Consider the following 12,352-nt stretch of genomic DNA (forward strand, 5'->3'; position numbering starts at 1 on the left):
TACTTCCCGGTTCCGGCTCACCCCAGGAGAGTTAGATGACCTCAGCGACCATTCCCGGTTTGAGCGGCACCGACAATGTGCCGACTCGACACAAAGAACTGCTCGCCTGGGTTGCCCAGGTAGCCGAACTGACCGAACCGGAATCCGTGGTGTTCGCTGACGGATCCGACGCTGAATGGGAGCGCCTGACCAACAAGCTGGTCGAGGCAGGCACCTTCACTCGTCTCAACGACGAGAAGAAGCCCAACTCGTTCCTCGGCAACTCCGACCCGTCGGACGTCGCTCGCGTCGAGTCGCGCACGTACATCTGTTCCAAGGAAGAGATCGACGCCGGTCCCACCAACAACTGGATGGAACCGTCCGAGATGCGGACGCTCATGTCCGATCTCTATCGCGGCTGCATGCGCGGACGCACCATGTACGTCGTGCCGTTCTGCATGGGCCCGCTCGATGCGGCCGACCCCAAGTTGGGCGTCGAGCTCACCGACTCGGAGTACGTCGTCGTCTCGATGCGCGTCATGACCCGCATGGGCCAGGCCGCCCTCGACAAGATCGGTGACGACGGGTTCTACGTCAAGGCGCTGCACTCGCTCGGCGCTCCGCTCGCCGAGGGTCAGGCCGATGTGCCGTGGCCGTGCAACGACACCAAATACATCACGCACTTCCCCGAGGATCGCGAGATCTGGAGCTACGGATCCGGCTACGGCGGCAACGCCCTGCTCGGCAAGAAGTGCTACTCGCTTCGCATCGCGTCGGCGATGGCCCACGACGAGGGCTGGCTCGCCGAGCACATGCTGATCCTCAAGCTGATTTCACCCGAGGACAAGGCGTACTACATTGCCGCGGCGTTCCCGTCCGCGTGTGGCAAGACCAACCTCGCGATGATCCAGCCCACCATCCCGGGCTGGCGCGCCGAGACCATCGGTGACGACATCGCGTGGATGCGTTTCGGTGAGGACGGCCGCCTCTACGCCGTCAACCCCGAGTACGGCTTCTTCGGCGTTGCACCGGGCACCAACTGGGACTCGAACCCCAACGCGATGAAGACCATCGACCAGGGCAACTCGGTGTTCACCAACGTCGGCATGACCGACGACGGCGACGTGTGGTGGGAGGGCCTCGAAGGCAAGCCCGACCACCTGATCGACTGGAAGGGCAACGACTGGACCCCCGAGTCCGGAACCGATGCCGCGCACCCGAACTCGCGCTACTGCGTGCCGATGGCCCAGTGCCCGTCGATGGCCCCCGAGTGGGACGACCCCAAGGGTGTGCCGATCTCGGCGATCCTGTTCGGTGGTCGTCGCAAGACCACCGTTCCGCTGGTGACCGAGGCTCGCGACTGGCAGCACGGAGTGTTCATGGGAGCCACCGTCGGCTCCGAGCAAACCGCTGCCGCCGAGGGCACCGTCGGCACCGTCCGACGCGACCCGATGGCCATGCTGCCGTTCCTCGGCTACAACGTGGGCGACTACTTCCAGCACTGGATCGACCTGGGCAAGAACGCCGACGAGTCGAAGCTGCCGAAGGTGTTCTACGTCAACTGGTTCCGTCGCGGCGACGACAAGCGCTTCCTGTGGCCCGGATTCGGTGAGAACTCGCGCGTGCTCAAGTGGATCGTCGAGCGCATCGAGCACAAGGCCGCAGGCATCGAGACCCCGATCGGTGTGGTCCCCACCGCCGAGGCACTCGACATCGACGGACTCGACACCACCGTCGAGGACGTGGCCGAGGCGCTCGCGGTGAACACCGACGAGTGGAAGGCCGAAATCCCGCTGATCCAGGAGTGGTTCGACTTCGTCGGCGAGAAGCTCCCCACCGGAATTCAGGACGAATTCGACGCCCTCAAGCAGCGCCTGGGCGCGTAGTATTCACGACACAGAACGGGGCTCACCGAGGGGTGGGCCCCGTTCTGGCTGTGTGGATATGGACGCTCAGGCAGTGAGCGCGGCCGCCCCGGCCAGGGTGCCCAGTCCACCCAACGCAGCCGGCACCACCTGCAGGCCGTCGAGGAACTTCAGGCGCGCGTGCAGCGCGATCGACTCCTGAATCGGATCCCACAGCGGCGGGCCGGCTTGGGCGAAGCCGCCACCGAGCACCACCATGCGAACGTCCACCAACGAGACAGCCGACGCGATCGCCTGACCAAGCGCCACTCCGGCGCGCTGCAACGAGGTGATGGCGATCGGCTCCCCGGCGGCCGCATCGGCGGCGAGCTCGGTTCCGGTGCTGCCGGTCCACCCCAGCTCGCGCGCCCACCGCACCGCCGACGGCCCACTCGAGACCGTTTCCACGCATCCGATGCCGCCGCACGCGCAGGGCGTCGTCGAACCGGGAACGACGATGTGGCCGATGTGTCCCGCGTTGCCGCTGGCGCCGGCGACGATCTTCCCGCCCAGCACCAACCCACCGCCGATGCCGGTCGACACCACCAGACTCAGCACGTCCGGCACCCCTACGGCCGCACCGAAGCGATGCTCACCGAGTGCCGCTGCGCTGCCGTCCATCGCGAGGCGGATGTCGGCCTCGGGGAAGATGACGGCGATGTGATCGCGCAGACCGAAACCGTTCTTCCACTCGTCGATGTTGATCGGTGCGACCGACCCGGTCTCGAGATTCACCGGACCGGAGCAGGCGACGCCGATGCGGTCGATGTGCTGTCCAGGAGCCATCCTGCGAAGCAACGAAGCGCACGCCGGCCACACCCCGGACTCGGGAGTCGGCACCGTCACCGGATCCTTCGGCCGCCCGTCGTCGCCGACGAGTGCCGCCGTCATCTTGGTGCCGCCGATGTCGAGCGCGAGTGCCGTCATCGGTCCAGATTATGTGCTCGGTGTCAGGACGAGGACGAGGTTGCTGCCCAGGAACTCTCGGAGAACGGGCACTCGCATCATCCACCATGCCCAGCGCGGATGGTAGCGCGGGAAGGCGGCCAGCAGCGTGGCGTTGGGAGTGCTTCGCGCCCAACGTAATCCGTCTGCCGCGCTGATGTCGAACAGTGATTCGCCGAATCGGTTCTTCGGTTCGTGACCAGTGGTGCGGGCGTAGCGGCGGGCTGCGTATTCGCCGCCGAGGTAATGCCAGGGTCGGGTCTCGTGACCACCGAACGGACCGAACCAGATGGTGTACGAGAGCACCGTCAACCCGCCGGGCTTGGTGACTCGCAGCATTTCCTCGGCCATGGTCCACGGCTCGCGGACGTGCTCGGCGACGTTGGAGGAGAAGCAGATGTCGACACTGTCGTCACGAAACGGCAGTGCCATCCCGGAGCCGCGCACCGAACCGGGAATCTGCAGGCCCGCCGCGTGCATCTCGGACGCGTCCGGCTCGACCGGCAGGTAGCGCGCGCAGCTCGCACCGAAGACCTCGGCGAAATATCCGGGTCCGCCGCCCACGTCCAGCACGGTCGCCGCGGACATGTCGGTGCCGGTCAGACCCCGATACAGATCGCCGATCAGCTCCACGGAATCGCGGGCCAGCGCGCCGTAGAAGATGTCGGGAGCGCTCTGTTCGTGTCCGAAGTCCTTCAGCAGACTCACCGAGCGGCGCAGTGTCGCGCGAGAGGCGAACAGACGTGTCACGGCGGAAGTCACGAAAACGAACCCTAGCGGTTACTGTGGCAGCGGTAATCGACGGCGGTCGAGACGAGCATGCGGAAATTGGGTGAAGCGGGCTGTGCGCGAGGTTCTGTTGCTGTGCTGGCGCGATACCGGGCACCCGCAGGGCGGCGGCAGTGAGCGTTACCTCGAGCAGGTGGGCGCAGGTCTGGCTCGACGCGGAGTCCGCGTCACTCTGAGGACTGCGTCGTATCCAGGAGCTCCCGCCGAGGAAATCGTCGACGGCATTCGCATCAGTCGCGGTGGTGGACGCCTGTCGGTCTATCCCCGCGCACTGGCCGCCATCGCAGCCGGACGGCTCGGTTTCGGCCCGCTCAAGGGCATCGCCCCCGACGCGGTGATCGACACCCAGAACGGCATCCCCTTCTTCTCGCGCGCCGCGCTCGGCGTTCCGGTGACGTTGCTGGTGCACCACTGCCATCGCGAGCAGTGGCCGGTCGCGGGGCCGATGATGGCCAAGCTCGGCTGGTGGCTCGAATCGACCGTGTCGCCCCGGGTCCACCGCCGCAATCAATACCTGACGGTGTCGTTGCCGTCCGCGGACGAGTTGGTCGCACTGGGCGTCGACCGCGAGCGCATTGCCGTGGTGCGCAACGGAGCCGACGAGATTCCGCAGTCGGTGCCCGAGGGCGACGAGAGCACCCGTACCGCGCACCCGTCGCTGACGGTGCTGTCCCGGTTGGTTCCGCACAAGCAGATCGAGGACGCACTCGACGTTGTTGCTGCGCTGCGCGGTCGGATCCCCGATATCCACCTCGACGTCATCGGTGGCGGCTGGTGGGAGCAGAACCTCCGCGATTACGTCGGTGAACTGGGCATCGAGCAGTACGTCACCTTCCAGGGACACGTCGACGAGGACCGCAAGCACGCCCTGCTCGGCCGGTCCTGGGTGCATGTCATGCCCTCCCGCAAGGAGGGCTGGGGTCTCGCGGTCGTCGAGGCGGCTCAGCACGGCGTGCCGACCGTCGGCTACCGAAGTTCCAAGGGCCTCACCGATTCCATCATCGACGGCGTCACCGGTGTTCTGGTGGGCGGGCTTTCCGATGGTGAAGAGGACCGCGACGTCTCCGGTCTGACCGCTGCCGTCTCGGAACTGCTGCGGGACGCCGAAGCCCGAACTCGCCTGGGCGAGAAGGCGCGAGTGCGCGCCGCGGAATTCTCCTGGGAGCAGTGCGCAGAAGGTGTCTACTCGGTGCTCGACGCGACGACGCGTGGCACGTGGTCGTCAGGTCTGGTGGGTGCGCAGCACTCGGATTCGGCCCAGCAGTCCTACCGCTAGTCCCCCGAGGAGCAGCACCGCCCAGGCGAGGTGGGCAACGATGACGGCTGTTGCCGGCCGGCTCTCGGTGAGCACGGGATCGGGCACTCGGTAGAGCGTGAGCTGGTCGTCGGAGTACACCGTGTCCAATGCATTCAGTGTTTGCTCGGATTCACCGAGTTCGCCGGGGGTGGTGTTCTCCACCAGTACCCAGCCGACACCCAACGCTTCGATCACGTTCGTGGGTTCGCCTGCGAGCAGCGCATTCTGGACCTCCGTCGCCCGCGCCCCCTCGCCCCGCACCGTGCCGCCCGCGACGATGAGCTCGCCGGTCTGCAGTACGTCCAGTGGCAGCATGCGCGGCGCGGGATCGAGAACGGGCGCACTGCCGCTGTAGGGAAAGCGGCGGAACATCCCGGCCGGAAGCACCGCGACATCGCCGTCGCTGCCCTGCAATTCGGCTGCGACCGCCTGCCAGGACGCCGGATACGCCACAGGCCGCATCGAGTTCCCGACGCCCCAGCCCAGGTCGGGTAGTGCGATCAGCAGGGCCAATATCGCAACTGCGCTACCGAATCGGGTGCGCTGGACCGCGCTCAGCGCGGTTGGTTGCACCGGATTCGGTCGACGCCGGGGAGAAAACGCAGCTGCGGCGGCCAACACGTAGAGGGGCATCGCCAGCGCCACCCACTTCTGGGAGTCGCGGAGTAGACCGGCACCGGGCACCGTCTCGCCGAGCGCCCTGGCCACTGCCAAACCAGGTTCCGTCGCTGCCAGCGCTGGTACTGCGATGGCAAGCAGGGCAACAACACCGAGCCCCACGATCACCGGATTCCTTCGACGCCTGATCAACGGACGCACACCGAACGCGACAACGGTCAACAGCAGTGCCGTGCCCACGAACGCGAACATGCTTGTGCGAGAGACGGGTACAGCATCGGAATTCCAGATTCCACCGAGACCGGCGAGGCTGCCGAGGGTGCCGAGACCCGGCTCGGCCCGCGCCGCGAACGCCGCCCAACCCGCCGGATCCGCCTGCTCGACGCCACCGCCGGACACCGCCGTCGCCACCAGCCACGGCGCCGACGCCACCGCCGCCAGTCCGACGGCACCGACCACGCGCAGGCCGCGTCGGGCACCCCCGGGGAGGGCGAGGACCACCAGGGCGATGGTTGCGGCGAGCAGCGCGCCGGTGGGGGTGAGTCCGGCGGCAGCGAGACAGGCTGCGAGCGCGCACCAGGACCGGCCCTCTCGGACCGCGAGTGCAGCGACGACCGTCCACGGGAGGGCGGCGTAGCCGACGAGCAGGCTCCAGTGCCCCTGCAGCAGTCGTTCGGCGACGTACGGGTTCCACACGGCCACCGTCGATGCCACGAGCAGCGCGGGTAGTGGGGCTGTCGGAAGCATTGTTCGTGCCATCACCGCTGCACCCCACCCGGTCAGCCACAGGGCCAGCAGCAGAATGGTCTTGACGACCCCGCCACCGTCGAACACCGTCGACAGCGCGGCGATAACGGCGTCCTGCGGTACTGCCCTCGCGGCCGCGTCGGCGATTCCCCAGGCGGAGTCGGTGAAGTAGGAACGGGGAGTGCTGACGGCGTCGCGCAGCAGGAGATAACCGGGACCGAGCAGCGGGCCGACAATCGCTACTGCGAGCAGCAGGCTGTAGAGCGGCGGTGTCCACCTCGACCTCGACCACGCCATGATCGGCACCCTATACCGTGGGCTCATGTCTTTCCGTGCCTCGTCCGAGGCAGAGCACACCGCGGGTGCGTCGGTCGCCGGGATGGGGATGGTGACGGCGGGTTCGATGTTCGCGAACGTTGCGGCGTATCTGCTGCAGGTTCTGGCGAGCCGGATGCTCGGCGTCGAGGGCTACGGAGAATTCGCGAGTCTGCTTGCTGCGCAATTGGTTCTCGCGGTTCCGGCGTTGGCGTTGCAGTCCGTCGTTGCGCGTGAAGTGGTGCGCGGGCGCAGTTCTCGTGAACTGCGAACAGTGGGGTATCGATGCGCGGCGGTGGTGGGGGTGCTCGCTCTGGCACTGGCACCCGCACTGTCCGCGGCCATGGACATCTCGATGGCGGCGACCGTGTCCGCGGTCATCGCTGCGCCGGTGCTGGTGCTGCTGGCCGCCGAACAAGGGTTGTTGCAGGGGCGGGGGCGCTTCGGTGCTCTGAGTCTCGTGCTGGCTGCGGCCGGTTTCGGCAAGGTTGCACCTGCAGTGGTGGTGCTCGCACTCGGCGGCGGGCCCGGTGCGGTCCTCCTGGCGACGGCTGTCGGGATCGGTGCGGTGGCCATCGGCGCGCGATGGACGGCCGGGGTGCCGGTGAACTCGGTGTCGGAAACCAAGGTCACCGTTCTGGCCGTGCTGCAGGCGTCTCAGGTGCAGTTGGTGCTGATCGCGATGTCGGCGCTGGATTTGGTTCTTGCTCGCACTCTGCTCAGTAGCAACGAGGCCGGGCTGTACGCCGTCGGGGCCGTTGCGTCAAAGGCAGCGTTCTGGTTGCCGCAGGCCGTCGGCGTCGTGCTGTACCCACGGATGGCGAATCCTCTGCATTCTGCTGCCGCGGTGAGATCGGCGCTGGCCGTGGTCGCGGGGCTCGGTACGGTTCTGGTGATCGGCGGTGCACTGGCGTCGCCGTTGCTGCCGTTGGTGGTGGGCGATACGTATTCCGGTGTGCAGAACTACGTCTGGCTGTTCGTGCTGCAGGGCGCGTGCCTGGCGGTGCTGCAGAGCGCTCTGCTGTGGGCCATCGCAGGCGAACGCACCCACATTGCTCTTGTCGCTTGGTTCGCCCTCGCCGCCGAGGTGTTGCTGCTGCTGTTCGTTGCGTCGACTCTCGCGCAATTCGTCGTCGTCGCCGCAGCGACCGCAGCGGTGACAATGGTGGTGGTGTGTGGACTGGTGTTGTGGGGAAACGTCATCATTCGGCGGCGGGCCTGATCTCGCTGAGGATCTCGAAGTCGACCTCGCCAGCCAGCGCCAGGTAGATCGGTTGCGCCACATGGCCGTTGGACAGCGAGAGCCGCCCGCGGGCCCCGGTGAACGATACCGAATCGGAGATCGATTCGATGACGCCGACGTCGACGGTGCCTGCCCTGTTCACCAGTGCGCCCAGCAATTTGATGCCTTCGTAGCAGGATTGACCCAGAGCACCGACGATCGGCGCATCGACCCCGAACGCCCGGGCGAAACGAGCGGAGAACCCCAAACTGTCCTCGGTGGCCAGTGTTTCGAAGTATCCCGACGCCACGTAGAGCCCGTGTGTACTGTCTCCGCCGGCCGCGATCAACATGTTCTCGTCCATCAACGGACTGAGCCGAACACATCGCGCGTCGAGCCCTGCCGCAGCGAACTGCTGATGGAAGTACACGGCGTCGTCGCCGAGGAGGAGAACGACGGCACCGTCGGCTCCGGACCGTTCCAACGCGGCAACGGAGGTGGCGAAGTCGGTGCTGCCCACCGGCCGGAATTCGGCATGCACCACGCGCGCCCCGAGCTCCCGGAGGCGGGAGGCAGCGATGGCTGCGCTCTTGCGTGGCCAGACATAGTCGTTTCCGACGATCGCCCAGCGTCTGCGTCCGAATTCGCGGACCAGGAAGTCGAGTGCAGGCACGAGTTGGTTGGTCGCAGTCTCGCCGGTGATGTACAGGCCCGGATAGCGGTCTCCGCCCTCGTACAGGGACGTGTATACATACGGAATTCGGTTGACGGTCACCGGAATCACGGCTCTTCGTACCGCCGAGGTGTGCATTCCCGCGACTGCGTCCAGGGCGCCTGTATCCAGCAGGGTCGCCACCTCTCGGGCCACGGCGGCGGGGTCGCGGCCACCGTCGATCGAGATCAGCTCGACGCGGCGGCCCAGAACTCCGTCCGCGGCGTTGAGTTCGTCCCTGGCCAACTGTGCCGACAGTTCACTCGACGGTCCGACCAGGCCGAACGGTCCGGACATTGGAAAGACCAAACCGACGCGAAACGTGCCGAACCGATCGCTGTTCATCGTGCTGTCCGTCCGATCCGTGTCGATTCGCTGCTCGCTTCGCCCTAGAATCGCTGAGGAAGACTGTAGCGCCGTGGCAAGGTAAGAGCAGAGGGGCATGATCGCGTGAATCACGACGAGGCTGGTTCGGCTGCTCGTTTGCTCACGGTGGTCGAGCGCGCCGTCTCGGATCGGTTGCGCGGTGCGCTCGTCCCGTGGGAACTCGATCTCGAAGAGTGGCGAGTGTTGTCGTTGCTCTCCGACGGCGAGGGCCACACGATGGCCGAAACCGCAGAGTTCGCCTTGCTCGCGCCCCCGACACTGACCAAAGCCGTCAATCGGCTGGTCTCCAACAATCTCGTGCACCGTCGCACCGGCACGGTCGATCGTCGTCAGGTGCTCATACGACTGACCGCGCGCGGGCGGGCCAAGTACGACGAGGCTGCCCCGGTCATGGAAGACGTTGCAGCGGCCGTGTTCGCGTCCGAGTCGGACCGTGAGCAATTGCAATCCCTGCTGCGCTCGCTCGAGGCCACTGCGAAGGCGTCCTCGCTCGCTCACTGAGCGCTCCCTGTTCCGGCTGTGCCCCTTTGTGTGCTGCCCTCTGCGTGGTCGTGAACTTTCGTGATCTCCAATTAACATGTTTCACGTTGCAATAGTGTCCACGGAAAGTATTGTTTCGATGCAGCGCAATCAGCGCTCTTGCCGCGAACCGAAGTGGACACACGTTCATGAACATGAAGAAGTACTTCGAGGGGCCTGCAACCAGCCTCGACGACCAGATCGAAAGCTACGCAACCTCTCGTGTTCCCGACGATCAACGCTGGCGACGGCCGGCGATCCTGCTGGTCCTCACCGGCAACGTCACCGCGATGTTCTGGTTCGCCCTCGGTGGTCAGATCGGCTTCCTGGTGGGGTGGCCGATGTTCTTGATCCCCGTCGCGTACATGGTGATCGGCGCAACGCTCGTCGGCAGCCTGATCATGCGGATCGCCAGCCAGGAGGGCCTGTCGCTCCCTTTGCTCACTCGCGGGCTCGGGTTCGGCACCAAAGGCTCGGCCGTGGCATCGCTCGTCTACGCCGTGAACTACGTCTTCTACTTCATCTTCGAGGGCAGCATCGTCTCGCACGGCCTCAGTGAACTGGCCGGAATCGACATCAATTCTGCTTGGGCCACAGTCGTATTCGCGCTGGTAGCCCTGGTTGCGCTGTTCTTCTCCTGGCGCGGGATGCACTCGATGAACATTCTGCAGCGGTTCGGTATGCCGATCTTCCTCATTCTGTTCGCCATCGGTATGTACATGCTCGCCAGCGGATACGTTCTGGTGGGTCCCGGTCAGTGGGAGGCCACCGGCGGGCTCACCGCCACCGCGATGTGGCAGGCATTCAGTCTCGCCAACGGGCAGGTCGTGTTCCAGGCGCTCATCGCCACCGATTACGGACGGTTCGTCAAGAAGAGCGTCAGCTACGTCGGCACCGCAGGATTGATGCTCGCCGAGCTGCTGATGATCGTCGTCGTGATGATTCTCGGCGTCTTCCTCGGCTTCACCATGTTGCGTCACTTCACCGGAAGTACTGCGACACCCGAACTTTCGGCCACCGATCCGGGACTCTACTTCGCTGTCGTGATGGGACTGCTCGGAGTGATCTTCGCCGTCGTGACCCAGGTTCGCATCAACGTGATGAACCTGTACTCGGGTTCCCTTGCCCTGTCCAATGCCTGGGACGTGCTCTCGCCCCGCAAGGTCGGACGCCAATGGTGGATGGTGGCGCTGCTCGTCGTCGGCGTGCTCTGCTACCCGGTCAACATCCTGCAATACACCGACAAGTTCCTGGCCGTCACCGGGATCATGACCAACACCTGGATCTTCATTCTGCTCGCCGACTACTTCGTCTGCAGGCGGATGCTCGGCCTCGCTCCGCGAAACAACATCGAGTTTCGCGAAGGCCGAGTGCGTAATTGGAACCCCTGCGGAATCTTCGCCATGGCAGCAGGCGTGGCCGTGGGTGGCCTTGGTGTGTTCGGTCTCTACCCGTCCTACTACGCCTCGTTCATTGCGATGATCCTCGGACCGATCATCTATATCCCGCTCACCATGGCAACACGAGGGAAGTACTACGAACCGCCGGTCTCCGCCGAAGCTCCGGCAACCGAAAGGACCTTAGCGTCATGACATTCACCGCAGCTGCCGTCCAGTTCGAGCCCACGTTGTTTGCCAAGGACGCGAACATAGCTGCCCTGGCGGACCTGGTCGACAGGGCCGCCGCCGATGGGGCCGAGCTGATCACCACACCCGAAATGGCCACCACCGGTTACTGTTTCCACGATCCCGAGGAAGCAGCGACCGTCGTCGAACAGATTCCGGGGCCAACCACCGATACGTTCGTCGAGATTGCCGCCAGGCGTGACTGCTACATCGTGCTGGGCATGCCCGAGGTCGATCCGACGAGTGGATTGTTCTACAACAGTGCAGTTCTCGTCGGACCGGAGGGAATCGTCGGAACCCATCGCAAGACCCACCCGTACATCGCCGAACCCAAATGGGCGGCACCGGGTAACCTGGGCCATCAGGTGTTCGAGACCCGCCTCGGCCGAATCGCGATGCTGATCTGCATGGATTTGCACTTCGTCGAGACTGCTCGGGTGGTCGCCCTGCAAGGGGCAGACGTGATCTGCCACATCAGCAACTGGCTCGCCGAACGCACTCCGGCACCGTATTGGATCAGCCGAGCCTTCGAGAACAACTGCTACATCATCGAGAGCAATCGATGGGGACTCGAACGGACTGTCCAATTCAGTGGCGGCACATGCATCATCGAGCCCGACGGAACCGTCACCGGTCGAATCGACGTCGGCAACGGCATCGTCGCAGGCGAGATCGACGTTCGACGCACCCGCGAGTTGGGTCAGACGCGTCGACCGGACCTGTACCGCGAGCTGCAGAAGAACACGTACAGCTGGAACCCTCTCGACTTCTTCACCCTGTACGGCCACTCGCCGCTTCCCGCGGGTGGCACGTCTGCTGTGAGCGTGGTGCAATGCACGCCGAGTGCCTCGATCGAGAGCAACCTTGCCGAGATCGGGGCCAGGGTTCGACAAGTAGCCGGTGCAACCGAGCTCGTCGTATTCCCTGAGCTGTCGATCACCGGTCCCGTCTCAGCGGATCGACCACCCCGCGACGTCGCCGAAGCCCTCGACGGACCCTCGCTCACTCGGGTCGCCGACCTCGCGGTCCGGCACGGCCTGTCCATCGTCGTCGGGATCGCAGAGCGTGACACCGTCGACGACCGGGTGTACAACTCCGCCGTCCTGCTCGGAACCGACGGGGTCCGTACGTCCTACCGACAGATACACCTGTCCACGGAGCACGCTCCGCTTTTCGACGCCGGCGACACCTGGACGGTCGTCGATCTTCCTCTGGGACGAGTCGGGCTTCTCATCGGCAACGATGCGCTGCTGCCGGAATCGGGGCGAGTACTCGCATTGCGTGGTTGCGACC

The 12,352-nt window shown here is 65.5% G+C and carries 10 protein-coding genes; 6 read left to right on the plus strand and 4 right to left on the minus strand.

All coding sequences use genetic code 11. From position 1 onward, the window contains the following. The first annotated feature begins 35 nt into the window (after positions 1–35). Positions 36–1,865: a phosphoenolpyruvate carboxykinase (GTP) gene (locus CH251_RS24130; RefSeq protein WP_094615436.1), complete on the plus strand. Its 1,830-nt coding sequence runs from the start codon at positions 36–38 to the stop codon at positions 1,863–1,865. Positions 1,866–1,931: 66 nt separating this feature from the next. On the opposite strand, the gene CH251_RS24135 is transcribed toward CH251_RS24130, so the two are convergent. Together CH251_RS24135 and CH251_RS24140 are read right to left on the minus strand one after the other, a co-directional pair. After that, positions 1,932–2,810, minus strand: a complete 879-nt coding sequence (locus CH251_RS24135) for an ROK family protein (RefSeq protein ID WP_094615437.1) — start codon at positions 2,808–2,810, stop codon at positions 1,932–1,934. 9 nt (positions 2,811–2,819) lie between these two features. Further along, a complete protein-coding gene (locus CH251_RS24140) occupies positions 2,820–3,590 on the minus strand; it encodes a class I SAM-dependent methyltransferase (protein WP_256979280.1) in 771 nt (256 codons plus the stop codon). An 82-nt stretch (positions 3,591–3,672) separates the two neighbouring features. Here CH251_RS24140 and CH251_RS24145 point away from each other — a divergent pair, with 82 nt between their 5' ends. Then, positions 3,673–4,893, plus strand: a complete 1,221-nt coding sequence (locus CH251_RS24145) for a glycosyltransferase family 4 protein (RefSeq protein ID WP_094615456.1) — start codon at positions 3,673–3,675, stop codon at positions 4,891–4,893. On the opposite strand, the gene CH251_RS24150 is transcribed toward CH251_RS24145, so the two are convergent. Next, entirely contained in the window at positions 4,840–6,576 is a 1,737-nt protein-coding gene (locus CH251_RS24150) for a hypothetical protein (protein WP_373454990.1), read from the minus strand. The two genes, CH251_RS24145 and CH251_RS24150, sit on opposite strands and share 54 nt — an antisense overlap. Before the next feature lie 25 nt (positions 6,577–6,601). On the opposite strand from CH251_RS24150, the gene CH251_RS24155 reads away from it, so the two are divergent. Next, positions 6,602–7,816, plus strand: a complete 1,215-nt coding sequence (locus tag CH251_RS24155; protein ID WP_179273428.1) for a polysaccharide biosynthesis protein — start codon at positions 6,602–6,604, stop codon at positions 7,814–7,816. On the opposite strand, the gene CH251_RS24160 is transcribed toward CH251_RS24155, so the two are convergent. Beyond that, the gene (locus CH251_RS24160) at positions 7,797–8,873 is read right to left on the minus strand and encodes a substrate-binding domain-containing protein (protein ID WP_094615440.1); all 1,077 of its coding nucleotides are present in this window, start codon (positions 8,871–8,873) and stop codon (positions 7,797–7,799) included. The two genes, CH251_RS24155 and CH251_RS24160, sit on opposite strands and share 20 nt — an antisense overlap. Positions 8,874–8,978: 105 nt before the next feature. Between CH251_RS24160 and CH251_RS24165 the strand changes: the two genes are divergently transcribed. The 3 genes from CH251_RS24165 to CH251_RS24175 all read left to right on the plus strand — a co-directional run. Then, the gene (locus CH251_RS24165; RefSeq protein WP_094615441.1) at positions 8,979–9,416 is read left to right on the plus strand and encodes a MarR family winged helix-turn-helix transcriptional regulator; all 438 of its coding nucleotides are present in this window, start codon (positions 8,979–8,981) and stop codon (positions 9,414–9,416) included. Positions 9,417–9,583: 167 nt separating this feature from the next. After that, complete coding sequence (locus tag CH251_RS24170) at positions 9,584–11,026, plus strand: cytosine permease (RefSeq protein WP_094615442.1); 1,443 nt, start codon at positions 9,584–9,586, stop codon at positions 11,024–11,026. Next, positions 11,023–12,352, plus strand: a 1,330-nt coding sequence (locus CH251_RS24175; RefSeq protein WP_094615443.1) for a nitrilase-related carbon-nitrogen hydrolase, incomplete at its 3' end; no start/stop codon positions are given. The genes CH251_RS24170 and CH251_RS24175, both read left to right, overlap by 4 nt.

The sequence above is a fragment of the Rhodococcus sp. 06-462-5 genome (assembly GCF_002258315.1).
In the GTDB taxonomy this organism is placed as follows: domain Bacteria; phylum Actinomycetota; class Actinomycetes; order Mycobacteriales; family Mycobacteriaceae; genus Rhodococcoides.

Coding starts and splice junctions, on each gene's coding strand:
- CH251_RS24130 (WP_094615436.1), top strand. CDS start 36: ATGACCTCAGCGACCATTCCCGGTTTGAGCGGCACCGACAATGTGCCG.
- CH251_RS24135 (WP_094615437.1), bottom strand. CDS start 2,810: ATGACGGCACTCGCGCTCGACATCGGCGGCACCAAGATGACGGCGGCA.
- CH251_RS24150 (WP_373454990.1), bottom strand. CDS start 6,576: ATGGCGTGGTCGAGGTCGAGGTGGACACCGCCGCTCTACAGCCTGCTG.
- CH251_RS24155 (WP_179273428.1), top strand. CDS start 6,602: ATGTCTTTCCGTGCCTCGTCCGAGGCAGAGCACACCGCGGGTGCGTCG.
- CH251_RS24160 (WP_094615440.1), bottom strand. CDS start 8,873: ATGAACAGCGATCGGTTCGGCACGTTTCGCGTCGGTTTGGTCTTTCCA.
- CH251_RS24170 (WP_094615442.1), top strand. CDS start 9,584: ATGAACATGAAGAAGTACTTCGAGGGGCCTGCAACCAGCCTCGACGAC.